The organism is Nonomuraea sp. NPDC049607 (assembly GCF_040675375.1).
GTDB lineage: Bacteria > Actinomycetota > Actinomycetes > Streptosporangiales > Streptosporangiaceae > Nonomuraea.
Map to the genome: position 1 here is coordinate 36,740 of NZ_JBFAOV010000026.1, position 26,545 is coordinate 63,284.

Annotated in this window: 24 protein-coding genes and 1 pseudogene; 14 read left to right on the top strand and 11 right to left on the bottom strand. The window is 71.6% G+C overall.

Annotated features, from left to right (window positions below; translation table 11 throughout):
* Positions 1 to 80 precede the first annotated feature (80 nt).
* The 4 genes from hppD to AB0J97_RS36685 all read left to right on the top strand — a co-directional run bounded on the left by hppD (position 81) and on the right by AB0J97_RS36685 (position 4,004).
* The gene (gene hppD, locus AB0J97_RS36670; RefSeq protein WP_357704035.1) at positions 81 to 1,163 is read left to right on the top strand and encodes a 4-hydroxyphenylpyruvate dioxygenase; all 1,083 of its coding nucleotides are present in this window, start codon (positions 81 to 83) and stop codon (positions 1,161 to 1,163) included.
* A 186-nt stretch (positions 1,164 to 1,349) separates the two neighbouring features.
* Positions 1,350 to 2,756, top strand: a complete 1,407-nt coding sequence (locus AB0J97_RS36675) for a M1 family metallopeptidase (protein ID WP_364097581.1) — start codon at positions 1,350 to 1,352, stop codon at positions 2,754 to 2,756.
* A gap of 73 nt (positions 2,757 to 2,829) precedes the next feature.
* The gene (locus AB0J97_RS36680) at positions 2,830 to 3,375 is read left to right on the top strand and encodes a sigma-70 family RNA polymerase sigma factor (RefSeq protein ID WP_357704031.1); all 546 of its coding nucleotides are present in this window, start codon (positions 2,830 to 2,832) and stop codon (positions 3,373 to 3,375) included.
* The gene (locus AB0J97_RS36685; protein ID WP_357704029.1) at positions 3,372 to 4,004 is read left to right on the top strand and encodes a hypothetical protein; all 633 of its coding nucleotides are present in this window, start codon (positions 3,372 to 3,374) and stop codon (positions 4,002 to 4,004) included. Before AB0J97_RS36680 ends, AB0J97_RS36685 begins: the two co-directional genes overlap by 4 nt.
* Positions 4,005 to 4,171: 167 nt before the next feature.
* Here AB0J97_RS36685 and AB0J97_RS36690 read toward each other — a convergent pair whose 3' ends face one another.
* Together AB0J97_RS36690 and AB0J97_RS36695 are read right to left on the bottom strand one after the other, a co-directional pair.
* Positions 4,172 to 5,146 carry an ROK family protein gene (locus AB0J97_RS36690; protein ID WP_357708760.1) on the bottom strand — a complete coding sequence of 325 codons (975 nt, stop codon included), beginning with the start codon at positions 5,144 to 5,146 and terminating at the stop codon, positions 4,172 to 4,174.
* Complete coding sequence (locus AB0J97_RS36695; protein ID WP_357708870.1) at positions 5,143 to 6,324, bottom strand: FIST N-terminal domain-containing protein; 1,182 nt, start codon at positions 6,322 to 6,324, stop codon at positions 5,143 to 5,145. The genes AB0J97_RS36690 and AB0J97_RS36695 overlap by 4 nt, the downstream gene beginning before the upstream one ends.
* A 172-nt stretch (positions 6,325 to 6,496) precedes the next feature.
* Between AB0J97_RS36695 and AB0J97_RS36700 the strand changes: the two genes are divergently transcribed.
* The 3 genes from AB0J97_RS36700 to AB0J97_RS36710 all read left to right on the top strand — a co-directional run bounded on the left by AB0J97_RS36700 (position 6,497) and on the right by AB0J97_RS36710 (position 10,714).
* The gene (locus AB0J97_RS36700; protein ID WP_364097586.1) at positions 6,497 to 7,888 is read left to right on the top strand and encodes a sigma 54-interacting transcriptional regulator; all 1,392 of its coding nucleotides are present in this window, start codon (positions 6,497 to 6,499) and stop codon (positions 7,886 to 7,888) included.
* 62 nt (positions 7,889 to 7,950) lie between these two features.
* A complete protein-coding gene (locus AB0J97_RS36705; RefSeq protein WP_364097589.1) occupies positions 7,951 to 8,709 on the top strand; it encodes a hypothetical protein in 759 nt (252 codons plus the stop codon).
* A gap of 37 nt (positions 8,710 to 8,746) precedes the next feature.
* Entirely contained in the window at positions 8,747 to 10,714 is a 1,968-nt protein-coding gene (locus AB0J97_RS36710; RefSeq protein WP_364097727.1) for a hypothetical protein, read from the top strand.
* 26 nt (positions 10,715 to 10,740) lie between these two features.
* Here the strand turns inward: AB0J97_RS36710 and AB0J97_RS36715 are convergent, their stop codons facing one another.
* Both AB0J97_RS36715 and AB0J97_RS36720 read right to left on the bottom strand, forming a co-directional pair.
* Positions 10,741 to 11,319, bottom strand: a complete 579-nt coding sequence (locus AB0J97_RS36715) for a hypothetical protein (RefSeq protein ID WP_364097592.1) — start codon at positions 11,317 to 11,319, stop codon at positions 10,741 to 10,743.
* Between the two features lie 192 nt (positions 11,320 to 11,511).
* Positions 11,512 to 11,934 carry a DUF6292 family protein gene (locus AB0J97_RS36720; protein WP_357708773.1) on the bottom strand — a complete coding sequence of 141 codons (423 nt, stop codon included), beginning with the start codon at positions 11,932 to 11,934 and terminating at the stop codon, positions 11,512 to 11,514.
* Positions 11,935 to 12,073: 139 nt separating this feature from the next.
* Between AB0J97_RS36720 and AB0J97_RS36725 the strand changes: the two genes are divergently transcribed.
* Positions 12,074 to 12,199, top strand: coding sequence for a hypothetical protein (locus AB0J97_RS36725; RefSeq protein ID WP_352326121.1), 126 nt, complete (start codon positions 12,074 to 12,076; stop codon positions 12,197 to 12,199).
* Positions 12,200 to 12,209: 10 nt separating this feature from the next.
* On the top strand, positions 12,210 to 12,641 hold the full coding sequence (locus AB0J97_RS36730; RefSeq protein WP_357708777.1) for a hypothetical protein: 432 nt from the start codon (positions 12,210 to 12,212) through the stop codon (positions 12,639 to 12,641).
* Positions 12,642 to 12,660: 19 nt separating this feature from the next.
* Here the strand turns inward: AB0J97_RS36730 and AB0J97_RS36735 are convergent, their stop codons facing one another.
* Together AB0J97_RS36735 and AB0J97_RS36740 are read right to left on the bottom strand one after the other, a co-directional pair.
* The gene (locus tag AB0J97_RS36735) at positions 12,661 to 13,800 is read right to left on the bottom strand and encodes a cystathionine gamma-synthase (protein WP_364097597.1); all 1,140 of its coding nucleotides are present in this window, start codon (positions 13,798 to 13,800) and stop codon (positions 12,661 to 12,663) included.
* 122 nt (positions 13,801 to 13,922) lie between these two features.
* Positions 13,923 to 14,123 carry a hypothetical protein gene (locus AB0J97_RS36740; RefSeq protein WP_364097600.1) on the bottom strand — a complete coding sequence of 67 codons (201 nt, stop codon included), beginning with the start codon at positions 14,121 to 14,123 and terminating at the stop codon, positions 13,923 to 13,925.
* A gap of 589 nt (positions 14,124 to 14,712) precedes the next feature.
* On the opposite strand from AB0J97_RS36740, the pseudogene AB0J97_RS36745 reads away from it, so the two are divergent.
* Positions 14,713 to 14,979, top strand: a pseudogene (locus AB0J97_RS36745) (histidine kinase dimerization/phosphoacceptor domain-containing protein); the annotation flags it as partial.
* Positions 14,980 to 15,255: 276 nt separating this feature from the next.
* Here the strand turns inward: AB0J97_RS36745 and AB0J97_RS36750 are convergent.
* Positions 15,256 to 18,507 carry a BTAD domain-containing putative transcriptional regulator gene (locus AB0J97_RS36750; protein ID WP_364097603.1) on the bottom strand — a complete coding sequence of 1,084 codons (3,252 nt, stop codon included), beginning with the start codon at positions 18,505 to 18,507 and terminating at the stop codon, positions 15,256 to 15,258.
* A 72-nt stretch (positions 18,508 to 18,579) separates the two neighbouring features.
* Here AB0J97_RS36750 and AB0J97_RS36755 point away from each other — a divergent pair, with 72 nt between their 5' ends.
* Positions 18,580 to 19,434 carry an NAD(P)-binding domain-containing protein gene (locus AB0J97_RS36755; protein WP_364097606.1) on the top strand — a complete coding sequence of 285 codons (855 nt, stop codon included), beginning with the start codon at positions 18,580 to 18,582 and terminating at the stop codon, positions 19,432 to 19,434.
* On the opposite strand, the gene AB0J97_RS36760 is transcribed toward AB0J97_RS36755, so the two are convergent.
* Positions 19,428 to 20,798, bottom strand: a complete 1,371-nt coding sequence (locus tag AB0J97_RS36760) for a cystathionine beta-synthase (RefSeq protein WP_357708791.1) — start codon at positions 20,796 to 20,798, stop codon at positions 19,428 to 19,430. The two genes, AB0J97_RS36755 and AB0J97_RS36760, sit on opposite strands and share 7 nt — an antisense overlap.
* 126 nt (positions 20,799 to 20,924) lie before the next feature.
* Here AB0J97_RS36760 and AB0J97_RS36765 point away from each other — a divergent pair, with 126 nt between their 5' ends.
* From AB0J97_RS36765 to AB0J97_RS36775, 3 genes are all read left to right on the top strand, one after another.
* Positions 20,925 to 21,908 carry an SGNH/GDSL hydrolase family protein gene (locus tag AB0J97_RS36765; protein WP_357708793.1) on the top strand — a complete coding sequence of 328 codons (984 nt, stop codon included), beginning with the start codon at positions 20,925 to 20,927 and terminating at the stop codon, positions 21,906 to 21,908.
* A gap of 147 nt (positions 21,909 to 22,055) precedes the next feature.
* The gene (locus AB0J97_RS36770; RefSeq protein WP_364097610.1) at positions 22,056 to 23,384 is read left to right on the top strand and encodes a PQQ-binding-like beta-propeller repeat protein; all 1,329 of its coding nucleotides are present in this window, start codon (positions 22,056 to 22,058) and stop codon (positions 23,382 to 23,384) included.
* 74 nt (positions 23,385 to 23,458) lie between these two features.
* Positions 23,459 to 24,676, top strand: coding sequence for an acetyl-CoA C-acetyltransferase (locus AB0J97_RS36775; RefSeq protein ID WP_364097613.1), 1,218 nt, complete (start codon positions 23,459 to 23,461; stop codon positions 24,674 to 24,676).
* Between the two features lie 63 nt (positions 24,677 to 24,739).
* On the opposite strand, the gene AB0J97_RS36780 is transcribed toward AB0J97_RS36775, so the two are convergent.
* The 3 genes from AB0J97_RS36780 to AB0J97_RS36790 all read right to left on the bottom strand — a co-directional run bounded on the left by AB0J97_RS36780 (position 24,740) and on the right by AB0J97_RS36790 (position 26,386).
* Complete coding sequence (locus AB0J97_RS36780) at positions 24,740 to 25,147, bottom strand: PPOX class F420-dependent oxidoreductase (protein WP_357708800.1); 408 nt, start codon at positions 25,145 to 25,147, stop codon at positions 24,740 to 24,742.
* Positions 25,148 to 25,202: 55 nt separating this feature from the next.
* On the bottom strand, positions 25,203 to 25,436 hold the full coding sequence (locus AB0J97_RS36785) for a DUF4287 domain-containing protein (RefSeq protein WP_357708803.1): 234 nt from the start codon (positions 25,434 to 25,436) through the stop codon (positions 25,203 to 25,205).
* A 158-nt stretch (positions 25,437 to 25,594) separates the two neighbouring features.
* Positions 25,595 to 26,386, bottom strand: coding sequence for a Bax inhibitor-1/YccA family protein (locus tag AB0J97_RS36790; protein WP_357708806.1), 792 nt, complete (start codon positions 26,384 to 26,386; stop codon positions 25,595 to 25,597).
* Positions 26,387 to 26,545 lie beyond the last annotated feature (159 nt).

Below are 26,545 nucleotides of genomic sequence, written 5' to 3' on the forward strand. Positions count from 1 at the left end.
CTCGCACAAGTAACTGTTGCACAACTCGTCCAGCTAAATCGAGAGTTGTCGGTATGACTGATGTCTTTCCGGTTAACGGGATGGATGCCGTGGTGTTCGCCGTCGGCAACGCCCGGCAGGCCGCCCACTACTACTCGACCGCGTTCGGCATGCGACTGGTGGCCTACCGAGGGCCGGAGAACGGCAGCCGCGACGAGGTCGCCTACGTCCTGACCTCGGGCAGCGCCACTTTCGAGTTCAGGGCCTCGGTCCGGCCCGGCACGGACATGGCCAGGCACGTCGCCGAGCACGGCGACGGCGTGATCGACCTGGCCATCCAGGTGCCCGACGTGGAGGCCGGGTACGCCTACGCGGTCGCCCACGGCGCCACGGGCCTGGTGGAGCCGTACACGCTGGAGGACGAGCACGGCAAGGTGGTGATCGCGGCCATCGCCACCTACGGCGAGACGCGGCACACGCTCGTGGACAGGTCCAACTACGGGGGCGCGTACCTGCCCGGTTACGTGCCGGCCGAGCCGCTCGTCGCGCCGCCCGCGACGAAGACGGGACGCCTCTTCCAGGCGGTCGACCACTGCGTCGGCAACGTGGAGCTGGGCAAGATGGACGAGTGGGTGGAGTTCTACCGCAAGGTGATGGGCTTCACGAACATGGCCGAGTTCGTCGGCGACGACATCGCGACCGAGTACTCGGCGCTGATGTCCAAGGTCGTGGCCGACGGCACGCGGAAGGTCAAGTTCCCGCTGAACGAGCCGGCGATCAGCCGCAAGAAGTCGCAGATCGACGAGTACCTGGAGTTCTACGGCGGCCCCGGCGTGCAGCACATCGCCCTCGCCACCAACGACATCCTCACCACCGTCGACCACATGCGCGCGGCGGGCGTGCAGTTCCTCGACACGCCCGACTCCTACTACGACGACCCCGAGCTGCGCGAGCGCATCGGGCAGGTCAGGGCGCCGATCGAGGAGCTGAAGAAGCGCAAGATCCTGGTCGACCGGGACGAGGACGGCTACCTGCTGCAGATCTTCACCCAGCCGGTGCAGGACCGCCCCACGGTCTTCTTCGAGCTGATCGAGCGGCACGGCTCGCTCGGGTTCGGCAAGGGCAACTTCAAGGCCCTGTTCGAGGCGATCGAGCGCGAGCAGGAACGCAGGGGCAACCTTTAGTTTGTCCCGACTTAGTGGTGGTCATGTGGATTTTATGGGACCACCACCAGTTTCTGGGCTGATGAGGCGCCGGCGGCAGGCAGCCGCCGGCGCCTTCGCCTTGCCTCCCTCCACGGTGACGAGTCGTCGAGGACGCGTGACCCAGCGTAAGATTCCGGTCACGGGTTGAAGGGGGCGCGTTCACGTATGCGAATCAGAAGACGCGGGGCAGCCGTGCTGGTGGCCCTGATCAGCGTGCTCGCCTGCGCGCCCACCGACGAGCCGCCGCCTCACGCGGCCACCGGTCGGCACGCGGGCGCGCCGGGCATCGGCGACACCGACTTCCCCCAGGACGGCAACGGCGGCTACGACGTCGCCCACTACTCGCTGACCGTCGACTACACCCCGGCCGGCAAGCGGCTGGCCGGCCTGACGAAGATCCGCGCCAAGGCCACCCAGGACCTGTCGAGCTTCAACCTCGACCTCACCGGCCTCGACGTCGCCAAGGTCAAGGTCGACGGCACGCCCGCCCGCTTCTCCCGCAAGGGCGGCGAGCTGACCGTGACCCCGGCCGCGCCCCTCGTCGCCGGCTCGCCGTTCACCGCCGAGATCTCCTACTCGGGCGTCCCCACACCGGCCAAGGACACCGCCAACCTGGGCACGTACGGGTTCATCCCCACCGGCGACGGCGCGTTCGTGGCCTCCGAGCCCAACGGCTCCAAGACCTGGTTCCCCAGCAACGACCACCCGGCCGACAAGGCCACCTTCGACTTCACGGTCACCGTGCCCGCCGGCCTGACCGTCGTGGCCAACGGCGAGCAGAGCGCGGCGCCGTCCACCGCGGGCGGCCGCACCACCTTCCGGTGGAGCGAGCGGCACCCGATGGCCACCTACCTCGCCACGGCCACGATCGGCAGGTTCGAGGTGCGCCAGGGCCGCTCGCCGGGCGGCATCCCGACGTACGCGGCCGTCGACCCGAAGTTCAAGACCAGCCTCAACCACGTCTACGACGTCTCGGGCGAGATCACCGACTACTGGAGCACGGTCTTCGGCCCCTACCCGTTCTCCTCGACCGGCGCCGTGGTCGACGACTACTCGGCCGGCTACGCCCTGGAGAACCAGACCAAGCCCCTCTACGGCGGCTTCGACCCCGACGAGGGCATCATCGCCCACGAGCTGGCCCACCAGTGGTTCGGCGACAGCCTGACCATCAAGCGGTGGAAGGACCTGTGGCTCAACGAGGGGTTCGCGACGTACGCCGAGTGGCTGTGGTCGGAGCACCGGGGCAAGAAGACCGCCGACGCCACCTTCAAGGACTTCTACAACCGCGACGCAAAAGACCCGATGTGGGCCTACCCGCCGGGCCGGGCCAAGCCCGGTGACCTGTTCAACGAGTCGGTCTACACCCGCGGCGGCATGGCGCTGCACGCCCTGCGCAAGGCGGTCGGCGACCCGGTGTTCTTCAAGCTGCTCAAGACCTGGACCGCCGAACACCGCTACGGCAACGTCACCACGCGGCAGTTCGTCGACCTGGCCGAGCGGCTGTCCGGCAAGGACCTCGACCCGCTCTTCGACGCGTGGCTCTTCCAGCCGCGCCGCCCGACCCTCGCCTGACCTGCGCGGAAACGCTTTCCTTCGGCCGGTCCAAGTATAGGTGTAAGGGCGAACGACGAAGGGAGCGAGGCCAGTGCGCCTCAACGAGGACCCGGTGGCCTTCGAGGCCTTCTATCGCCGCCATGTCGACGTCGTCATGCGGTTCGTGGTCCGGCGGGTGAGCGATCCTCATCTCGCCGCCGACCTGACCGCCGACGTCTTCCTGGCGGCCCTCGACTCGGCCCACACCTACGTGCCGGGCCGGGGCAGTCAGACCGCGTGGCTGTACGGCGTGGCCCGCAACGTGGTGTCGGCCCAGCTCCGCAGGTCGGCCCGGGAAGCGCGGGCGGCGGGCCGGATCGCGGGGCGGCGGCTGATGGACGACGACGACCTCGTCCGGATGGAGGAGCGGATCGACGCCGAGCGCGAGATGCGCGGCGCCCTGGAGGCCATGGCGGGCCTGCCGGAGGGCGAGCGCGCGGTGCTGGAGCTCGTGGCGATCGACCAGCTCACCGTCTCCGAGGCGGCCGCCGTTCTGGGCGTCAGGCAGGTGACCGCGCGGGTCCGCCTGCATCGGGCCAGACGTGCCCTTGAGAACGTCGCTTCGCCGTCGGCCGTGTACGTGGAGGGACAGGCATGAACACTTTCGAGGAGCGGTTGCTGCACGCGCTCAAGGAGGAGATGGCGACCGGGACGCAGCCCGTCGTGACGCCGGTCGTCCGGCGGCCCCGGTGGCGGCTCGTAGGGTTGACCGCCGCGGCGGGGGTCGCCGCAGTCGCCACCGTGGCGGCCACCGGCCTGTTCGGCGGAGGGCCCGCGTACGCGGTGACCGGGACGGCCGACGGCGGGGTGTCGGTGGAGATCAACGCCTTCCGGGACCCCGGCGGGCTGGCGTCCGAGCTGGCGGCGGCGGGGGTCAAGGCGGTGGTGGACTACCTGCCGTACGGCCAGACCTGCAAGGAGCCGCGCGGGCAGCGCGGGGGCGGCGAGGGGCGGTTCGAGACGAGCATCGGCAGGAGCGGCGACGGGATCTCCTTCCGGATCGCGAAGGGTCAGGTTCCGGCGGGGCAGACCTTGGTGCTGGCGGTCACCCTGGACAGCAGCGGGCCCGAGGCGCCTCCGATGTCCACCTCGCTGCAGATCGTCAAGGGCGCGGTGAGCCCCTGCGAGCCGGCCGCGATGCCCGTCCCGCCGGCAGGCGACCAGAACGACGGCCGCTCCGACACCCGTACGGACCCGGGCGACGGCGAGGGCACCCAGCAGGGCTGACCTCCGACGAGGACAGCCCTGCTCGGCCAGGGACACGGGCAGGTCGCGGCCTTCGCACCCTTGGCTCGCGCCTGCCCGCCGGCCCTCCCGCGAAGTCAGTCGCGGGAGGGCCAATGGGCGCTCCCGCGGGGTCAGGGGCGGGAGGGCCGATAGACGCTCCCGAGGGCTCAGGGGCAGGAGGGCCAGTAGGTGCCGCCGGCCAGGAGGAGGGCGGCGGCGCCCACCAGGCCGGCTTCCTGGCCGAGGGCGGCGGGCATGACCTTGAGCCGGCGGGCGAAGCCCATCCGGGCGTGGTCGCGCAGGGCCTCCTCCAGGGGGCCGAACAGCGGCTCGCCGGCCTGGGACAGCCCGCCGCCGATCGTCACCAGGTCCAGGTCGCACAGGTGGGTGGCGGAGGCGATGGCGATCCCGAGCGCGCGTCCGGCCCGTCGCATCGCCAGCAGGGCCACGGGGTCGCCGGCCAGCGCGTCGGCCGCCAGCGCCCGCCCGGTGACCGCCCGGTCCTCCTGGTACGCGCCCTCGCTGTCCGCGGGCGGGTCTTCCGCGTCCGGAGGGGCAGGGGTCCAGCCTTGGGAGAGGGCCCACGCGGTGAGGGCGGGGCCGCGGGCGACCGCCTCCAGGCAGCCGTGGCCGCCGCAGCCGCAGCGGGGGCCGCCGTCCGGTTCGACCACGACGTGCCCGATGTGACCGGCGTTGCCCGTGCCGCCGTTGATCAGGCGCCCGTCCAGGATGAGGCCGCCGCCGACGCCGGTGGAGACCACCATGCCGAGCATGTCGGCGCTCCCCCGTCCGGCGCCCTGCCAGTGCTCGGCGATGGCCAGGCAGATGGCGTCGTTGTGGAGGCGTACCGGTAAGCCGGGGAAGCGGCCGGAGAGGCGGGCGCGCAGCGGGAAGCCGCGCCAGCCGGGCATGTTGAGCGGCGAGACCTCGCCGTCGGGCCAGGTCATCGGCCCTCCGCAGCCCACGCCCACCCCTTCGGCGCGGGCCGACAGGGGGTCGATGAGGGCCGTGAGGGTGTCCCACAGCGTCTCGGCGTCGGCGTTCTGGGGGGTGGCGGCGCGCCGGGAGGTGATCACGGTGCCGTCGTGGGCCACCAGCCCGGCGGCCATCTTGGTGCCGCCGACGTCGATCGCCAGGATCACGACAGCTCCGGCTCCGCGGCGCTGGAGAAGACCAGCACGGACGCCGTGAGCCCGTGCACGTGGTTGTGCCCGCCGACCGGCCCGACCTCGCCCGCGGCGAAGAAGCCCGCGACGCCGATGGGTCCCAGCGTGTCGCGCAGGGCGACCGGGTCGTGGTCGGCGGTGCCGAACATCGCCGAGCCCCGGCCGTTGCAGGAGAACAGCAGCGCGCCGTCCACCTTGCCCAGTTCCTCGCGGTGGGCGTCGAGCAGGTCGTACAGGTCCTCGTCGGCGGTGGCGGCGTCCCTGACCTGGAAGCGCACGGTACGGCCGATCTCCACGATGTCCCCGATGGCCACGGCCTCGCGTTCGGGGTCGATGCCGATGACGCCCCGGATGAGGAAGTCGCCGCGTTCGTGGCGTTCGGCGTACTCGTCCATGGCCACGCCGATCTGCAGCCCGGCGGCGACCAGTTCGCGGTCGTCCTCGTCCAGCTCGCTGACGATGTCCTCCAGCCGGGCCAGCGCGGGCTGTCCGGCCAGTTCGAGCAGCAGGTTCTCCTCCGAGGCCGTGACCACCATGCTGGGGCCGATCGGACGGCAGCCCTGGCTGACCACCGTACTGATCTTGACCGGCCCGCTGAGCAGGACGCCGATCGCGCCCTCGGTGTAGATCTTGCCGTCCGCGAACAGCCGTACGGACCCGCGTCCCTGCAGCCCGTTGGCCAGCCCGCCGATCAGCGGCAGGTCGCCGAGCACGTCGACCGAACGCTCCACGAACGCGTCGGTCGGGAAGGTGTACGGATCGGCCAGCAGGATCGCCACGTGGTCGTCCCCCGTGCGCTCGGGCAGCCCGACGACCACGAACCGGTCCTCGGCCGCCAGCGTCTCCAGCGCGAACGTGGTGAGCCTGGCCCCCTCCAGGGTGGCCGCCCACGCGCTCACCGCGGGCGTCAGCTCGACCCCCTGCCCGTCTCCGATCACTCCCGTGGCGCTGCAGCCGATCACGTGCGCCTCGGGCGCGAGTTTCATCGCCGCCTGGCCCGCTCTGGCGACGTCCTCGGGGTCCTCGCCGCAGATGAAGAAGCAGACCAGGTTCGCTTGCCCGCTGAGCCTCGACAGTGCCTGACCGACGGCGTTCTCCGCGGCCTCCACCAGGTCGGAACCCACGGCGAGGCCGTCGGCGAAGCGGCTTGTCATCAAGGCCACGCCTCTCGCCTCCCTCGACATGTCCATGTTCCCTAGGGCCGATTCTCCCCACTAAAGGGACAAGCACGCGTACGAACCGTCACGCAATAGGTCAAGATCCGAAATCTCCGCCAGATGCGAAACTCCCTGCCGCATTTCTCGCGGGGGACGTAGTCTCGTTCCCGTGCATCAGCCACGTATTCTCCGCGAGTTGCGAGAGAGCGGCCACGTTCATCGCAGCGTCAAAGCCGAGGTCCGGGAAAACCTGCTGGCCAGGCTGCGGGCCGGCGAGACCCGGTTCCCCGGCATAGTGGGCTTCGACGACACCGTTCTGCCACACCTGGAGCGGGCGCTGCTCGCCGGGCACGACCTGGTCCTGCTCGGTGAGCGCGGGCAGGGCAAGACGCGGCTCATCCGCACGATCACCGGCCTGCTCGACGAGTGGACCCCGGTGGTCGAGGGCTGCGAGATCAACGACCATCCGTACGCACCCGCCTGCACGCGCTGCAAGACCCTGGCGCGGGAACTGGGCGACGAGCTGCCGGTGGCGTGGAAGCACCGCGACGAACGTTACGGCGAGAAGCTCGCCACTCCCGACACCTCCGTCGGCGACCTCATCGGCGACGTCGACCCGATCAAGATCGCTGAGGGGCGCACCCTCGGCGACCCCGAGACCGTCCACTACGGTCTGGTCCCCCGTACCAACCGCGGCGTGTTCTCCGTCAACGAGCTGCCCGACCTGGCCGAGCGCATCCAGGTCTCGCTGCTCAACGTGCTGGAGGAACGCGACATCCAGGTGCGCGGCTACAACCTGCGCCTGCCGCTCGACATCCTGCTCATCGCCAGCGCGAACCCGGAGGACTACACCAACAGGGGCCGCATCATCACGCCGCTGAAGGACCGGTTCGGCGCGGAGATCCGCACCCACTACCCGCTCACGGTCGAGGACGAGCTCACGCTCATCCGCCAGGAGTCGGTGCCCGACATCGGGGCCGACGTGCCCGAGCACCTGGTCGAGGTGATCGCCAGGTTCACCCGGCTGGTCCGCGAGTCCACGGCCGTCGACGCCCGTTCCGGCGTGTCGGCGCGCTTCTCGATCGCCGCCGCCGAGACCGCCGCGGCCTCCGCCGTGCGCAGGTCCGCGATCAAGGGCGAGGACCAGGCCGTCACGCGCGTCTGCGACCTGGCCTGCGTCGTCCACAGCCTGCGCGGCAAGGTGGAGTTCGAGGTCAGCGAGGAGGGCAGGGAGACCGAGATCCTGGCCCACCTGCTGCGCCGGGCCACGGCCGAGACGTTCAGGAGCAGGCTGGGCGGCATGGACCTGTCCCCCATCACCGACAAGTTCGCCGAGGGCAACCAGGTGGAGTCCGGCGACATGGTGGCCGCGGCCGAGCTGCTGCACCAGATCGGCCCGGTCAGCGGCCTGGCCAAGGTCATGTCGAGGCTCGGCATGGGCGCCGGCGAGGAGTCCCCCGGGCACGCCGCGGCTGCTCTGGAGTTCGCCCTTGAAGGTCTTTACCTGATGCGGCGGCTGTCAAGGGAAGACCTCGACGGGGTCACGATCTACAGGACGTGAACAAACGGGCGGTTTCCCGCGTCGTAGTGTTTGGTTGATCACGACTCCGGGGGGAACCGCCCATGCGCCTGCTCATCCATGCCACCGCCGTCGGCCTCGTCCTGGGCGGCCTCGCGCTTCCTGCGCACGCGGCCACCGCCACGGCCACCGCCAAGCCCGTCTACGGCTACGCCTGGGCCGACGGCAAGGGCGCCCTGCGGATCGTGCCCATGAAGCCCGCCAAGGTCCGGCGCGGCGGCAACGTGCTCTACAAGCTGACCCCGGTCACGGGGGCCAAGGAGCTCAGGCTCGACTACACCCGCGCCGCCTACAGCCGGGTGACGACGGCCTGCGACCTGAAGGAGACCGAGGGGCGGGTCGCGCTCGACCGCGACGGGCTGGGCCGTACGGCGTGCAAGCCCGCCCAGCTCACCACAGGGTTCCTGGAGGGCGCGGTGCCGCTGCGCGTGGAGTACGAGGGCGGCAAGGCCGTCAAGGCGCAGGAGTTCCTGCTCGACGCCTGGCCGGAGCCGGTCACCGCGCGCGGCTCGATCACCCGGATCGACGACGCCACGCTCCTGTTCAGCACCGGCGGCAAGCAGATCAAGCTGGGCTACACGTACATGACGTCCTTCTACCGGGCCACGGCCCGCTGCGGCGACCGCTGGGTGTCCGGCAGGGCGTCCGGCGTCGACAAGCGCGGGCTCGGCAAGCTGCCCTGCGAGTCGACCGACCTCGCCAAGGCGCTCAAGGGGGCCGGGCGGGCCGTCCAGGCGCAGGTGAGTTATACGCCCGACGCGAACAGCGCGGTCGAGGTGTGGGAAGTGGCCAGGCGTCCGTAGACGGGCGGGGGCAAGTTGGGGTTAGCGTGGAAGCGTGATGGCCTTCCGCTACGGCGAATACCACGACGGCCCCGACCCCCTGGCCCCCCCTTATGACGTACGCGCGGCCCTCGACGAGATGGGCGACGCGATCCTGTCCGGTTCGACGCCGGTCCACGCGCTGCGCGACCTGCTCAAGCGGGGGCTGCCCGGCAGCCAGGACCGGCGGGGGCTCGACGACATGCTCAGGGAGGTCCGCAGACGGCGCAGGGACCTGCGCGAGCGCGGGCGGCTCGACGGCACCCTCGAACGCGCGCGGGCGCTGCTGGACAAGGCGATCGGGCAGGAACGGGCCGAGCTGTTCCCCGACCCGTCCGACGACGCGCGGCTGCGGGAGGCCGGGCTCGACGGGCTGCCCGAGGACACCGCGAGCGCCATCCAGGAGCTGAACACGTACGAGTGGCGTTCAGCGGCGGCGCGGCAGACGTTCGAGGAGCTGCGCGACCTGCTGCGGCGCGAGGTGCTCGACAGCCAGTTCAGGGGCCTGCGGGACGCGCTGGCCAATCCCGACCCCGAGGCCATGGCCCGCGTCCGGGAGATGATGTCCGACCTGAACGACATGCTGGACAGGGACACCAGAGGCGAGCACACCCAAGAAGACTTTGACGCCTTTATAGCGAAATATGGCGATTTGTTCCCAGAAAAGCCCCGGAACATCGAGGAGCTCGTCGACATCCTGGCCCGGCGGGCCGCCGCGACCCAGCGCATGCTGGCCTCGATGACCCCCCGCCAGCGCGAGGAGCTGTCCAACCTCATCAACCAGACGCTCGACCAGGCCGGCCTGTCCGACCAGATGCGCCGCCTCGGCGAGGCCCTCCACGCCCGCCGTCCCGACCTGGCCTGGAACGCGCCCGAGCGGCTGACCGGCGACGAGCCCCTCGCCATGGGCGACGCCGTCACGGCGCTGGAGGAGCTGGCCGACCTCACCCAGCTGGAGACCGCCCTGCGCCAGGACTACCCGGGCGCGCGGCTCGACGACATCGACGAGGCGGCCGTACGCCGGGCCCTGGGCCGGGCGGCGGTCGACGACCTGGAGGCGCTCAAGCGCATCGAACGCGAGCTGGAGGAGCAGGGCTACCTGCTGCGCCGCCGCGGCAAGCTGGAGCTGACCCCCAAGGCGGTCCGGCGGCTGGGCGAGACCGCGCTGCGGCGCGTGTTCTCCTCCCTCGACGCGGGCCGGCGCGGCGACCACGACCAGCACGACGCGGGCTCGGCCGGCGAGCTGACCGGCTCCACCCGGCCGTGGCGCTTCGGCGACGAGCAGCCGATCGACGTCGTCCGCACGCTGGTCAACGGCGTGCGCAGCGGCGGCGTGGCGACCGCCCCGCAGGACGGGCGTGCCCGGGTGCGGCTGTCCGTCGACGACTTCGAGGTCTCCGAGACCGAACGCCGCAGCGCCGCGGCGGTGTGCCTGCTGGTCGACCTGTCGTACTCGATGGCCCTGCGCGGCACGTGGGCCGCGGCCAAGCAGACGGCGCTGGCCCTCCAGGCGCTGGTGGCCTCCAAGTTCCCGCAGGACGCCGTGCAGATCATCGGCTTCTCCAACTACGCCAGGGTCCTGCAACCCGACGAGCTGGCCGGCCTCGACTGGGACATGGTCCAGGGCACCAACCTGCACCACGCCCTCCTCATCGCCGGCCGCCACCTCGACCGCCATCCCGACTTCGAGCCCGTGGTGCTGGTCGTCACCGACGGCGAGCCGACCGCCCACCTCATGCGCAACGGCAGGTCCGCCTTCGAGTGGCCGCCGTCGCACGAGACGCTGGAACTGACGCTGTCCGAGGTCGACAAGATGACGCGGCGGCGCGCGACCATCAACGTCTTCATGCTGGCGGCCGACGACCGGCTCAAGGAGTTCGTGGACGAGGTGGCCCGCAGGAACGGCGGCCGGGTGTTCTCACCGAGCGCGGACCGGCTCGGCGAATATGTCGTCAGCGACTTCCTCCGCCTCCGCCGCTCCCGCTGACTTCCGGAAAGAGAAGCTGAATTTCGTCAGGCGGAAGAGGATTCGGCAGGCAACATCGAACGCAGATGTTCACGCGCGGTGCGCACGTCCGGGATGCGGTCCCATTTGGCTGTTGCGGTGAGGATCTCGGTGACGCGCGTGTCCACGAGGGGGCTGCTGACGAACGGTAGCGCGCGGGTGAGGCTGTGCATGTGATGCACGGCGAGCGCCGGTTTGTCCGCTCGCACCGCCGTCTGCGTCTGCCTCCCGAGAAATTGGGCCCGGAAGAGCGGAGACCACCGGGCCATGGCCTCCGCCGCCTCCCGCAGGAGACGATCGGCCTGGGCGTAGTGGCCCAGCCTGCTCGGCCCGATCGCGACGTCCCCGCCGAGAGCGGCCTCGGCGAACGGGCTCAGGCCGGACGTGCCCAGTGCGCGGTCGAGGGCTTCGCGGGCCTCCCTCTGGTCGCCGTCGACGCAGGCCAGGGCACGGCCGAGCCGCATGTGCAAGCTGGACGGGCGGCTCGGCGGAAGGTCCGGGATGCGCAGCTGGTACATCAGGTCGGACACCGCGCCCTGGAGCTCGTGGCCGGGAGAACCCCTCTCCAGCTGATCGACGTGCTTCACGTGCCCGATCGTGCGAGCCGCGAGAGGCACTCCGCCGAGTTCGTCGCCCCCCGCGCCAGGCTGTCGGACAGGGCGTGCACGTAGTCGGGATCGAGGTAGGGATGTAGCGCCTTTGGGCGGAGGCCCTTCCCCCAGGGTGAGCCTTGCGGCGAGCGGCGCCCTTCGGGCGGAGGCGCTTGCCCTTCCGGGGTGTCAGGCTTCGATCAGCCGGGCGTAGAAGTCGAGGGCGACGTCGAACCCGTCGCGGCAGTTGCGGTGCGACCGGTAACAGGGCCGCCAGGCCGAGCTGGCGCCCACCCCCGCCCGCGCGTCCACCAGAGCCTGCGGCACGCGCTCCGGCCGGGGCAGCAGCCCGTGGCCCAGGTAGCGGACGCCGGTCAGCTCGGTGTGCGCGCCCGCCGCACCGGCGACGAAGCGGCCGAGCCGCCAGCCGCTCTCCTCGTCCCACACCAGCGCGTGGTCGTCGGCGAGCTTGACGGTGGCGTCACGCGGATCGCACGGACCCTCCCACCAGTCGGCCACCTCGGCTCCGAGCAGGTCGACGACGCGCTCGACATAGCCGGCCGGCTGCTGCAGCCACTCGTCGGTGTACGGCTCGACGTGCCTGATGGCCACGGACGGCACCCCCTTGTGCCCTGAAGGTAAGAAAAAAGCGACGGTCACCAACCATACCCGTGGCGAACTTATTCCGTTGCACGTCCGTCTAGTCATTACGGACGATATTCACGTCGGACACGGGGAAGGAGGAGAGCCCATGATTGCCACGATCCTGCTGATCACCCTGATGGCCGTCGCGGTGGCCGCCACGGAGCTCATCATGCGTTGCTCCTCGCAGGTTAAAGAGAGTGTCGAGCCACCGACCGAGATCGTCGGGGACTAGTCTCAGGCGCATGTCCCTGCTTCTCTGGCTGCACATCGGCTTCGCCATCTTCACGATCGGCCCGCTGACCGCCGCGACGATGGCCGCTCCCCGGGCCATCCGCACCAACAACGTGCCCGTCCTGCGGAACATCCAGCGCACGACGAGGATCTACAGCCTCGCGTCCTTGGGCGTGCTGGTGTTCGGGGTGGCCGTGGGGATCGCCGTCGGGAACGGCGTGCTCGGCCTGTGGTACATGACGGCGTCGATGACGCTGTTCATCGTGGCGATCGTGCTGCTGGTCATCATCGATCGCGACCTGCGCACCGCCCTCCGCGCTCTTGAGAGCGAGAACACGGAGGACGACGCGAAGGTGCAGACCGGCCGGGTCGCGGCCATCAGCGGCCTGCTGGCCCTGATCTGGCTGGTGATCCTCTTCCTGATGGTCGTCCCGACGCCCTGACGGCCGGTGTCCCGACGCCCTAGCCGAGGGCCTGGGTGAGGTCGGCGAGCAGGTCGTCGACCGTCTCGATGCCGACCGACAGGCGCACCAGGTCGCTCGGCACCTCCAGGGGCGAGCCCGCCGCGGAGGCGTGCGTCATCCTGCCCGGGTGCTCGATGAGCGACTCGACGCCGCCCAGCGACTCGCCGAGCGTGAACAGCTTGGCCCGGTTGCACACCTCCACGGCCTCCGCCTCACCGCCCGCCACGCGGAAGGACACCATGCCGCCGAAGCGCCGCATCTGCTTGGCGGCGGCCTCGTGGCCGGCGTGCTCGGGCAGGCCCGGGTAGAGCACCTGGGTCACGCGCGGGTGCGCGAGCAGCAGGTCGACGACGCGTTCGGCGTTGTCGCAGTGGCGGTCCATGCGCACGCCGAGGGTCTTGAGCCCGCGCAGCGTCAGCCAGGCGTCGAACGGGCCGGCCACCGCGCCCATCGCGTTCTGGTGGTAGGTCAGCTCCTCGCCGAGGCCCTTGTCCCGCGCGATCAGCGCGCCGCCGACCACGTCGGAGTGGCCGCCGATGTACTTGGTGGTGGAGTGGACGACCACGTCGGCCCCGAGCGCCAGGGGCTGCTGCAGGTACGGCGACGCGAACGTGTTGTCCACGACCAGCAGCGCGCCGTTCCCGTGGGCGAGCTCGGCCAGGGCGGCGATGTCGGCGATGCCGAGCAGCGGGTTGGTGGGCGTCTCGACCCAGACGATCTTCGTCTTCTGCGTCATGGCCGACGCCACCGCGTCGAGGTCGTGCAGCGGCACCGGGTCGTAGTGCAGGCCCCAGCGCTCGTGCACCTTGGCGAACAGCCGGTACGTGCCCCCGTACGCGTCGTTGGGGATGATCACGTGGTCCTGCGGCTTGCACACCGTGCGCAGCAGGGTGTCCTCGGCGGCCAGGCCCGAGGCGAAGGCCAGCCCGCGCGCGCCGCCCTCCACGGCGGCCAGCGCCTCTTCCAGCGCCGTCCTCGTGGGGTTGGCCGAGCGGCTGTACTCGTATCCCGAACGCAGGCCGCCCACGCCGTCCTGCTTGTAGGTGGACGTGGCGTAGATCGGCGGCACGACCGCGCCGGTCAGCGGGTCGGGCTCCTGACCTGCGTGGATCGCCAGGGTCTCAAAACCGTTGGTCATAGGCCCCACGTTAACGGAAAGCGGCCCGCGATCCGTTCCCCAACGGACCGCGGGCCGAAGGCGGGGCCGTCCCCCGACTGCGCCCGCCCCGGGCCCGCGCGCCATGCCCGCGCGGGCCACGTTCATGCGGCTCGGGCCGCCCTGGGCTCGCGTGCCGTCGCGGCCGGGGCGCTGAGCCGTACGATCTCCACGTCGATGTGGCGGCCGCTGCCGCCCTCCGCGTCCTCCCCGTTGATGCGGGAGAGCAACACCGGGTCGGCCAGCGCGAGCAGCGCCGTGACGACCAGTCCCAACCCCAGCAGAACGAATCCGATGACCACCATGTCCTGTCCCCCTTCCGACGTGCTTCCAGCATCGCCGAGCGGCCTGCGCCGCCGCCTCCGCTGAAGGGCTGGTCCGCCGGCGACCGGGTCGGCCGATCGGTTGATACGAGTTGTCCGACTTCCGGCCTACTCTCGTGACGTGGGGGATTCGAAGGGCGTCGTGTACTGGGTCCGGCGGCTGAGCGAGATCGCGATGCTCGGCTGGCTCGGCCTGATGCTGATGCTCGACCTGGCCATCGCCGTCAGCACCGGGGGGCTGCAGTGGTTCGTGCCGTTCTGCGGCGCGGCCGGGATCGCGGCGGTCGTCCTGCGCCGCCGCCACCGGCTTGAGGGCTTCTGCGCGCTGCTGGGGCTGTCCTTCGCCGTGTCGCTGGTCATCGCGTCGGTCGACGCGCTGGGCGCGCCCGGCATGGCCGAGACGGGGTCGCTGCTGGTCCTTCTCATCGGCGTGCTGCGGCACGTGGAGCCGGTACGGCGGGCGGCGGTGCTGGCGCTCGTGGGGCTGGCCGTGCTGATGGCTGAGTCGGCCAGGCGCGACTACCCCACCGCGGGGCTGGCGTTCGCGTTCCTGCTGTTCGCGGGGTGGTCGATGGCCGCGGGCATCGGCGGCTACCTACGGTTCCAGCAGGAGCGCCGTACCGAGGCGGTGCATTCCGTACGGCGGGCCGAACGCCTCGAACTGGCCAGGGAACTGCACGACCTGGTCGCCCACCACATCACCGGCATCGTCGTCCAGGCCCAGGCCGCCCGTACGGTCGCCGAGCACAAGCCCGAGGCGGTGCTGCCCGCGCTCGACGCGATCGCCTCGGCCGGGTCGGAGGCGCTGACCTCGATGCGGCGCATGGTGACCGTCCTGCGCACCGAGGACGAGGCGGACCGCAGGCCCGGCACGACGCTGGCCGACCTGCGGCTCCTGACCGAACGGTTCTCGGTAGAGGGGCCGAAGGTGGCGTTCGAGATCGGGTCGGGCATCGACGACCGCACGCTGCCGCCGGAGGTGATGACGACGCTGCACCGGGTCCTGCTGGAGTCGCTCACCAACGTGCGCAAGCACGCCACCCGGGCCGCCTGGGTCGAGGCCGATCTGCGGCGGTACGAGCGGGTCGTCGTGCTGCGGGTGCGGAACTTCGGCTCAACCGCGTCGGACCCGCGGGTGTCCCGGCTGGGCGGCGGGTTCGGGCTGGTCGGCATGGCCGAGCGGGTGGAGGCGCTGGGCGGCAGGCTCTACGCGGGCCCGTCCCCCGAGGGCCCCTGGGAAGTGATCGCCGAGTTCCCCCTCCCCTGAGCCGAGAGGGGGCTCAGCGAGGTCGAGTTGCCCCGAGCCGAGAGGGGGCTCACCGAGGTCGAGTTGCCCTGAGCCGAGAGGGGCTTCTCCGAGGGAGAGCTCGCCCGCGGTGAAGGAGCGGGTGAAGTGGTCCTCGCCGAGGGCGGCGCGCAGGCGGCTGGTGATGCGGTCGACGTCGTGGCGTTCGCCGGCGGGCAGGGGCGCGCCGACGGCTCGCCGGATCGCCGCCGCCCGTCCCAGCTTCCCGGCCGCCTCCTCCAGCCGCTCCCCGCCCGCGATCGACAGCGCGCCCGCCAGCCCCTCCAGGGCCAGCGCGACGGCCCTCGGGTCGCCCGTCGCGCAGGCGTCCCCGTACCCCTCGTGATGGCGGGCCAGCGCGGTCCCGGCATCGCCGCGCTGCTCGGCCACGAACCCCCACTCCGCCATGACGAACGCCGTCCCGGGCGTGCCGTCCACCTTCCGCAGCCAGTCGAGCGCCGACAGCAGGTACGACTCCGCCTCCTCGTACCGCCCCTGCCTGCGGGCGCTCATGGCCAGGCCGAGCAGCGCGTTCTCCTCCGCCGACCGGTACGACTGCGCCACCGCCAGCCGCAAGGCCCGCCCGTGGAAGTCGTCGGCCCGCTCGTAGTCGCCCGTGAGCAGCGCGAGCCGTCCGATCGCGGCCAGCTTGAACGACACGTCGAACCCCAGCCCCTCGGCCAGCCGCAGCGCCTCGTGCCGCAGCCGGGCCGCCCCCTCGTAGTCGCCGCGGATCTCGGCCACCCGGTCGAGGACGTCCATGGCCTCGACCTGCCCCCACTCGTCCCCCAGCTCCCGGAAGACGGCCAGGCCCCGCTCGCCGTCGCGTTCCATCGCCGCCAGGTCGCCGCGGCCCACCGCGAGCTTTCCCCGCAGGCACAGCGCCGCCGCCATCCCCCACCGGTCCCCCAGCTCCTCGTACGCCGCGAGCGCCCGCCCGACGGCGGCCCGGTGCGCCGCGTGGTCGCCGTACGCCCAGCGGACGAAGCTCAGGAACCAGTCGGCCAGCGCGGCCCCCGTACGGTCGAGCGCGGCCCGGCGTACCGGCGGGGTGGGCTCGCCGAGCAGCAGCCCGATGCCGGCCAGCCAGACCGAGGCCAGGGCGGCGGCGCTCTCCTCGCCGCCCGCCGCCAGCGCCGCCTCGATCGACCTGCGGGCCTCGCGCAGCCTGCCGCGCAGGATCCAGTACCAGGCCAGCGCGTTGGCCAGGCGCAGGGCCTCGGGGCCGGACAGGGCCAGCCGCAGGTTGGCGCTCTCGGCGTCCAGCCGGTCCAGCCACTCGTGCTGGCGCGGGCCGCGCAGCTCGGCGCGGGCGGCCAGGCCGGTGTAGTGGCGGGCGTGCCGCTCGCGCAGCAGGTCGTGCTCGCCGGCCTCGCGCAGCCGTTCGAGGCAGTAGGCGGTCACCGACTCCAGCAGCCGGTAGCGTGGCCCGCTCGCCACGACCACCAGCGACCGGTCCACGAGTTTGGCCAGCACGTCGAGCACGTCCACGCCGGGCTCGGCGCAGACCGCCTCGGCGGCCTCCAGCGTGCAGCCGTCGGCGTGCACGGCCAGCCGCCGCAGCACTGTGCGCTCCTCGGCCGACAGCAGCTCCCAGCTCCAGTCGATGGTGGCCCGCAGCGTGCGCTGCCGGGCCGGCGCGTCCCGCATCCCGGCGCTGAGCAGCCTGAACCTGTCGTCCAGCCGGGCGGCCAGCTCCTGTACGCCGAGCGCCCGCACCCGCGTCGCCGCCAGCTCCAGGGCCAGCGGGATGCCGTCGAGCCGCCGGCAGATGTCGGCCACGGCGGGGCCGGGCTCGACGTCCGCGCGGGCCGCGAAGAGCCGTACGGCGTCGGGCTCGGGCAGCGGGTGGACGACGCGGACCCGTTCGCCGGACACGCCCAGCGGCTCCTGGCTGGTGGCCAGCACGCGCAGGCCCGGCGCGGCCCGCAGCACCGCCGAGACGAACCCGGCGACCTGCTCGACCAGGTGCTCGCAGTTGTCCAGGACCAGCAGCGCGCTCCCGCCCGCCAGCACCCTGGCCAGCCTGGACGCCAGCGGCACGGAGTCGTCGTCGCGCACGCCCAGCACGGCCGCCACCGCCTCGGCCACGTCCGCGGCCCCGGCCAGCTCCACCAGCCACACACCGTCGGCGAACCCGTCGGCGAACCCGCCGGCGGAACCATCGGCGGAAGCGTCGGGGAAGGCCAGGCGGCGGGCCGCGGCGAGGGCGAGGCGGGTCTTGCCCACGCCGCCGGACCCGGTCAGGGTCACCAGCCGCGACTCCGCCAGCAGGCCGGCGACCTCGGCGAGGTCGCCGTCGCGGCCGATCAGCGCGGTGAGCGGTGCGGGCAGGTTGGTGCGCGGCCCGGGGTCGGCGGGCGGCGGGGCGGTCAGCGCGGGGTCGTGGCGCAGGATGGCCCGGTGCAGCGCGGCCAGCTCCGGCGAGGGGTCGAGCCCCAGCTCCTCGGCCAGCCTGACGCGCAGCTCCTCGTAACCGGCCAGCGCCTCGCTCTGCCTGCCGCCCCGGTACAGGGCCTTCATGTGCGAGGCGCGCAGCCGTTCGCGCAGCGGGTGCCGGGCGACCAGGTCGGCGAGGTCGACGTCCTGGCCGAGGGCGAGGCGTACCTCGGCCTGCTCCTCCAGGGCCGACAGGCGCAGCTCGGTCAGCCGGGTGATCTCGGCACGGGCGAACCCCTCGTCGGCGAAGTCGGCGTAGGCCGGACCCCGCCACAGCGCGAGGGCCTGCTCCAGCTCGCGGGCCCGCTCACGCGGGGCGGCCCCGCGGCGGCCCGCCAGCGCGCGGAAGCGGGCGGCGTCGGAGTCGTGGGCGGCCAGCCGGTAACCGGCCGGGCCGTGGACGATCACGGCGGGGTCGCCGAGCGCGCGGCGGAGCTGGGAGACGCGGGCCTGGAGGGTGCCGAGCGGGTTGCGGGTGGGCCGGTCGCCCCACAGGTCGTCGATCAGCCGGTCGGCGGAGACCGGACCGCCGCCGGCCGCCAGCAGGGCGGCGAGGAGCGCGCGGACCTTGGGCTCGGCGACGTGGACCTCCTCGCCGCCGGTCGAGACGGCCAGCGGGCCGAGCACCCCGAATCGCACCATGCAGAGCCTAACCCGTAGCCGGTCGTAAGGATTTCCGTAGCGCGGTGTCGCAGGCTCCCTGTCATGACTCAGGTGACAGTTGTGGGACTCGGCCCGATGGGGTCGAAGATGGCCGAGACGTTCCTCGGCGCGGGTTTCGACGTGGCCGTGTGGAACCGTACGGCGAGCAAGACCGAACCGCTGGTCGCCCGGGGAGCCCGGCGTGCGGCCTCGGCCGCGGACGGCGACCTGCTGGTGATCAGCCAGATCGCCTACCAGGCGATGTACGACAGCCTCGGCGAGGCCAGGCTCGACGGGAAGGTGCTGGTCAACCTCAGCTCGGGCACCCCCGAGGAGCTGCGCGCGGCGGCCCGCTGGGTGGCCGGACGCGGTGGCACGCTCATCACCGCCGGGATCATGGTCCCGCCCCCGGGCATCGGGCAGCCGGGCGCGTACTCCTTCTACAGCGGCCCGAAGGACGTGCTGGACCGGCACACCGCGACGCTCAGGGCACTCGGCGACGTCGTCCACGTCGGCGACGACGAGGGCCTGGCGATGATGTACTACCAGTCGCTGCTGCTGATCTTCTGGTCGAGCCTGACCAGCCAGATGCACGCCATGGCGATGCTGCGCACGGCCGGGGTCTCCCCGCTGGAGTTCCTGCCGTACGCGCGGGAGACCTTCACCCAGCTCGGCGGCGACGGCACGATGGGGTTCGCCAAGGTCCTGGCCGAGGAGTTCGCCGCCGGCGTCTACCCCGGCGAGCTGAACTCCCTGCACATGCAGGCCGTCGGCCTGGGCCACGTCGTGCACGCGCTGGCCGAGGCGGGGGTGGAGACCACGGTGCCGAACGCGCTGAAGCGGCTCTTCGAGCGCGCCGACGCCGAGGGACGGGGCCACGAGGGCCTCGGCACCGTGATCGAGTCGATCAGGAACCCTGATCAGTGATTGGCGAGGAAGGCGAGCAGGTCCTGCCGGGTGATCAGCCCGGCGGGCTTGCCGTCCTCCAGGACGACGGCCGCGTCGGCCTTCTCCAGCGCCTCGACCGCGCGCGCGACGGGTTCACCGCTGCCGATCGTGGGTAGCGGCGCCGACATGTGGTCGGAGATCGGGTCGTCGGAGGCGAGCCTGCCGTGGTAGAGAGCCTCCAGCAGGTCGCGCTCGACGATCGAGCCGACCACCTCGGCCGCCATGACCGGCGGCTCCTCCTTCATGACCGGGAGCTGCGACACCGAGTACTCGCGCATGATCGAGATGGCCGTGCCGACCGACTCGTGCGGGTGGGCGTGCACGAACTCCGGCAGGCCCGGTCCCTTGCGCGCCAGCACGTCGCCGACCAGACCCTCGTCCGAGCTGGTGGTCAGGAAGCCGTAGTCGGCCATCCAGTCGTCGTTGAAGATCTTCGACAGGTAGCCGCGGCCGCCGTCGGGCAGCAGCACGACCACCACGTCGTCGGGCCCGGCCTTGGCCGCCACCTGCAGCGCCGCCACCACGGCCATGCCGCACGAGCCGCCGACCAGCAGCCCTTCCTCGCGGGCCAGGCGGCGGGTCATGTTGAAGGAGTCCTTGTCGGACACCGCGATGATCTCGTCGCAGATCCCGGTGTCGTACGTGGCCGGCCAGATGTCCTCGCCCACGCCCTCCACCAGGTACGGACGGCCGGAGCCGCCGGAGTACACCGAGCCCTCGGGGTCGGCCCCGATGATCTTCACCCGGCCGTCGGAGACCTCCCTGAGGTAGCGGCCGGTGCCGCTGATCGTGCCGCCGGTGCCGATGCCCGCCACGAAGTGCGTGATCCGGCCGTCGGTCTGCTCCCACAGCTCGGGACCGGTGGAGTGGTAGTGGGAGTCGGGGTTGTTGACGTTGGAGTACTGGTCGGGCTTCCAGGCGTTGGGGATCTCGCGGGCCAGCCGGTCGGAGACCGAGTAGTACGACTCCGGGTGGTCGGGCGAGACGGCGGTCGGGCAGACCACGACCTCGGCCCCGTACGCGCGCAGCACCGCGATCTTGTCCTGGGCCACCTTGTCGGGCACCACGAACAGGCACCGGTAGCCCTTCTGCTGGGCCACGATGGCCAGGCCCACACCGGTGTTGCCGGACGTCGGCTCCACGATGACACCGCCCGGCCGCAGCGCGCCCGACGCCTCGGCGGCCTCGATCATGCGCAGCGCGATGCGGTCCTTGACCGAACCGCCGGGATTGAAGTATTCGACCTTGGCCAGCACCTGGGCGGAGATCCCCGCCGTGACCTTGTGCAGCCGGACGAGCGGAGTGTTCCCCATGAGATCGACCAGGGAATCGTAAACGCGCACCGAGGTGTTCACCTTCTTTGCCGAAGCTTGATCAGCTTGCCCGAGGCCGAGATCCATTGGGGGTGGCAGGCCCTCGGCTAGTTTTCAAGCAAACGCTACCGCCGAGTTCGACCGGGAGGACACTACGTGGTCTGGGCAGCAGGCATGGCACGCGCGGCCAGGAGGATCGCCATGGCGGCCGCGCTCGGAGGTGGCGGGCTGACGGCGCTCGGAGCCACGGCGTACGGCCTGCTGATCGCTGAGGGACTGCTCGCACGCAAGGCCATCGGCCGCCCTCACGGTCTGGACGGACCGCCCTCGGACGGCATCTACGGCGATTTCCACGGAATCCCCCTCAACATGGTCATGCTCGGCGATTCAACCTCGGTGGGCCTGGGCATGACCGATCCCAGCCACACCCCCGCCGTACTCCTGGCCAACGGCGTGGCGGCCGTGGCCGAGCGCCCGGTGCACCTGCTCGTCGCGGGCAAGTCCGGCGCCCCCTCCGCGGAGCTGCCCGAACAGGTGGACGCCGCCCTCGCCATGCGCCCGGACGTGGCGGTGATCTTCGTGGGCGCCAACGACATCATCACCCAGACGCCGCCGGCCGTCGCGGTGCGCCATCTGGCCAAGGCGGTGCGGCGGCTGCGCGAGGCGGGCGTCGAGGTGGTCGTCGGCACCTGCCCCGACCTGGGCACGGTGCGGCCCATCGCCCAGCCGCTGCGCTGGGTGACCCGGCGGTGGAGCCGTCAGCTCGCGGCGGCCCAGACCGTCGCCGTGGTGGACGCGGGCGGCCGGACGGTGGCGTTCGCCGACGTCCTGGGGCCGGAATTCGATACAAATCCGACAGAAATGTTCGGACCGGATCGTTTCCATCCATCTGACCGAGGTTACGCGCAGGCCGCTTACGCGGTGCTACCGTCGGTGTGCGCTGCGTTGGGGCTGTGGCCTGAGCCGCGGCCCGCGCGGGGCGAAGGACTGCAACCGATCTACCTTGCGGCGGCAACGGCCGCGGAGGAGCCCGGCACCGAGGTCAGCGCGACCCGGGTCGACGGGCGGGCGACGGGGCTCCACGGCAAGTGGGCCACGCTGTTCCGCCGGCGACTCGGCGAGACGCCCACCGACGCCTGAGCGCGCCCGGCGGACGACTCGACGCCCCCCACCGACGCGTGAACGTGCGTGGCGGAGGGCTTGACGACCCCTGATCCGGTCACCCTCCGAGCCCTAGCCGTCACTCCTCGTTCTCTTTGGAGTGAATTGTCTGTGCTCCGGCCCCTCATGAAACCTTCCCTGGCCCTCGCGGGGACCCTCGCCCTGACCGCCTGCTCCGGCAGCGACGCCGCCACGGCGAACTTCCCCTCCTGGCAGAACACCCAGGTCAACGCGGTCAGCCGGATCGTGTCCGCGGCCGGTGTGGTGACCACGACGTCCATGAAGCCCGACGGCACGCTGGAGACCGTGGCGCTCGGCCTCGACAACGGGCGGCGCCTGTGGGCGTACCCGGCGACCATGGCGGGCCGCCTGCCCGGCATGGGCGTCTCGGCCCCCGCGATCGTGGAGACGGCCAAGGGCCAGGGGGTGATCGTGGCGCTCGACCCGACCAGGAAGGGGCGCTGGAACGCCACCCTCATCGCCCGCGACGCCCGGTCCGGGGCGCAGAAGTGGACCCGGCCGATGCACTCCACGTTCGGGCCGCAGCGCTGCGGCCCGTACCTGTGCGTGTCGGAGCACACCGCCCTGGCCCACGCCCGCATGGTCGTGCTCGATCCCGCCACCGGCCGGGTGATGTGGAAGCTGCCCGGCATCTCCGAGGTCGAGTGGTCCGACCCGGCCCGGGTCCTGCTGCTGCGGATGGCCGCCAACCCCATGATCGAGTCGTACGACGTCAAGACCGGCAAGCTCCAGTGGCAGCAGCCGATCGAGCAGGCGCTCGGACCGGGCATCGACCTGTCGGGCGGGTGGGCGTTCGGCTCGACCGGCGACAACCTGGTCGGCTACGTCGCCCCCTACACCAACCCCCAGACGAAGAAGGTCTCCACCTTCGGCCTGTTCTCCATCCGGATCGGCGACGGCACGGTCAACTGGATGCGTCCCTCGGTCGTGCGCGTCTACCCGAGCGGCAGCCCCGGCTACGCGCCCGTCGTACGCCCGGTCGACCGCCAGGGCGCCTACGGCGGTTTCGCCAGGCTCGACTCCGAGACCGGCCGGGTGGTCGGCCAGATCACCGCCTCCGACGTCCCCGGCTCGGGCTGGTGGCTGGCCTTCCCCGACCGCATGGACAAACTGGGCTTCCTCAAGCACGACGCCAAGGGCAGCGCCTTCGACCTGGTCTCGGGCAAGCCCGCACAGGTGGGCGAGGAGCGGGGCTGGTCCTTCTGCGTCACCGACCCCAAGCCGCTGCCGCTGCGCGGCCAGGCCCCCGGCTTCTACTCCACGGCCGCCGTCTGCGAGTACGACCTCGGCAGCGGCACCCGCGTCTCCCCCATGAGCGCCCCGCCACCCTGGTTCACCGGCAGCCAGGACGGCTGGCGCCTGTGGCGCGACGAGAAGGGCGCCGTGCACGCCGTCAACGACCACACCGCCACCGCCCCCGGCATGTACGGCTGACGCGGGGCCCCGGGGTGCTTGCGAGGAGGACTGGAATATAGTTCTAATATCAGCGCCGGACACAAGGAGGGGCCATGCCCGAGGCAGTCATCGTCGCAACCGCGCGTTCCCCGATCGGACGAGCCTTCAAGGGGTCGCTCAAGGACATCCGTCCCGACGATCTGACCGTACAGATGATCCAGGCGGCGCTGGCCAAGGTGCCCCAGCTCGACCCGAACACGATCGACGACCTCATGCTCGGCTGCGGCCTGCCGGGCGGCGAGCAGGGCTTCAACATGGCCCGGGTGGTGGCGGTGCTGCTCGGGCTCGACACCGTGCCGGGCACGACCGTCACGCGTTACTGCTCCTCCTCGCTGCAGACGACGCGGATGGCCTTCCACGCGATCAAGGCGGGTGAGGGTGACGTGTTCGTCTCGGCCGGCGTCGAGACCGTCTCCCGGTTCGCCAAGGGCAACTCCGACTCGCTGCCCGACACCCACAACCCGCTCTTCCTCGACGCGCTGGGCCGCACCAAGCAGGCGGCCGAGGGCGGTCAGACCTGGCACGACCCGCGCGAGGACGGCGCCGTCCCCGACATCTACATCGCCATGGGGCAGACCGCCGAGAACCTGGCCCAGCTCAAGGGCGTCAGCCGCCGCGAGCAGGACGAGTTCGGCGTGCGCTCCCAGAACCTGGCCGAGAAGGCGCTTGCCGACGGGTTCTGGCAGAAGGACATCACCCCCGTCACCCTCCCCGACGGCACCGTGGTCGCCAAGGACGACGGCCCCCGGGCCGGCACCACGTACGAGGGGGTGGCCTCGCTGAAGCCGGTCTTCCGCCCCGACGGCACGGTCACCGCCGGCAACTGCTGCCCGCTCAACGACGGCGCGGCGGCCCTGGTCATCATGAGCGACGTCAAGGCGGCCGAGCTGGGCATCACGCCGCTGGCCCGGATCGTCAGCACCGGCGTCAGCGGGCTCTCGCCCGAGATCATGGGCCTGGGGCCGGTGGAGGCCTCGAAGCAGGCGCTGTCCCGGGCCGGGATGGCGGTCGAGGACATCGACCTGGTGGAGATCAACGAGGCGTTCGCGGCGCAGGTGATCCCGTCGTACCAGGACCTCGGGATCGACCTCGACCGGCTCAACGTCAACGGCGGGGCCATCGCCGTGGGGCACCCGTTCGGGATGACCGGCGCGCGCATCACCTCGACGCTGATCAACAGCCTGCGTCACCACGACAAGAGCCTCGGTCTGGAGACCATGTGCGTGGGCGGCGGCCAGGGCATGGCGATGGTGCTGGAGCGCCTGTCCTAGATCGTGCCAGGCGGCCCTGTACCGGTCTCACGGCCGGTGCGGGGCCGTTTCGCGTGGTGCGGGTCAGCCCTGACGGTCCGGGCCCGCCTGGAGCGGGGTCACGCGGACGATGACGCGCCGATCGCGGACCATGGCCTCGCGGTAGCCGTCCCAGTCGGGGTGTTCGCCGGAGATGTCGCGGTAGTAGGCGACGAGCTGGTCCATCGCCTCCGGCAGGGAGACGATCTCGGCCGTCCCGTCGACCTGGAGCCACTGGCCGAAGAAGCCGTCGGCGAGCACGCAGAGGGAGACGCGGGGATCACGGCGGATGTTGTGCACCTTCATCGCCGTCTCGCGCGTGCTGACGACGATGCGACCGTCGGCCACGCCCGCCAGCACCGGCGACATCTGCGGGTGCCCTCCGCGACGGCTGGTCAGCAGGACTGCGTGGTGGTTGGTCTCGATGAAGCCGAGTGCCTTGTCCAGATCCATGTGTTCATGATGACGCGCCCGTGCGGCGAGCACGGGCGCGGGGTGGGGAAGAGCTCTAGATCGAGCCCATCCGGGTACGGCGGTGCCGCTCGTGCTCCAGCACGATCGCGGCGGCGTAGCCGTGGGTCAGCCCGTGCTCGTCGGCGAGCCAGTTGGCCCGCTCGTCACACCTCAGGAAGGACGGGCCGTTGTCGATGGCTTGGAACCACTCGGGGAGTTCGCGTCCCGTTATCGTGGGGACCCTTGCGATGAGCTTCGTCTGCGTCTCCGGTGAGTGGTTCAAGGACATGGGCACCTCCGCGGATTAAGGTCCTTTGCTCGACACTGCAACACCGCGCTGCGAATGGCAACCCCCAAGCCAGGCATCATTCTGTGACGGCAGGTAGATTTCCGGTCGCACAAAGAGAGGGCCCCGCCGTTACGGCGAGGCCCCCAGGAGGTGAACGATCAGTCGTCGCCGGTGAAATAGCTGATGAAGCGGAGCACCTCGAGGTAGATCCAGACCAGGCTCAGCGTGAGGCCGAACGCGCACTGCCAGGCGAACTTCTCCGGAGCGCCCTGGCGCACGCCCTGCTCGATCGAGTCGAAGTCGAGGAGCAGGAAGAAGCAGCCGACCAGGATCATGACGAGGCTGAAGATCCAGCCGATCGGGCTGTCGGTGCGCAGGCCGAGCCCGACGCCGTTGAAGATCCCGACGATCAGGTTGACCAGCACCAGCCCGACCACCGCGATGGCGGCCGCCATGCCGAACTTGACCAGCTTGGGCGTGACGCGTACGACCCGCAGCGAGTAGACGGTCAGCACCGCGCCGAAGGCGAAGGCCGTGCCGAGCACCGCCTGGAAGACGATGCCGCTGATGGCCCCCTCGAAGACCTGGCTGATCTTGCCCAGGAAGACGCCCTCGAAGACCGCGTAACCCAGGATGAGCGCCGGGTTGGTGCTCTGGGTGAACGAGGCGATCAGGCCGAGGATCAGGGCCACGACGGCGGCGCCGATGGCCAGCCCCGGGGGGACGTTGAGCACCCAGGCCGCGGCCGCGGCCACGACGAGCGCTCCGAGGGTGAGGAAGCCCCGGACCACGACGTCGTCGAGGGTCATCGCCCGGTGGGCGGGCGGGGCCGGGGGTGCGTACGACGGGGCGTCGTACATGTTCCGCAGGGTGTCGGGTGACGGGGCGGGGCCGGCCCATCCCGCGTGCTGCTGACGCGTCCTGCTGAAAACGGGGTTCTTGCTCTCCATCGCTGCCTCCTGTGGCGCCGAGCCTACGGGGCCTGGCGGCACCTAGGTCAACTCACGCTGAGATCGAAGTTCGTCGGGGGACTTCGGCAGCGAGGACAACGAACGTGGCCGGGCGGGAGTTCCCAAGGTCGCCGCGGCCGTCCCGGGGGCCGGCGGCCG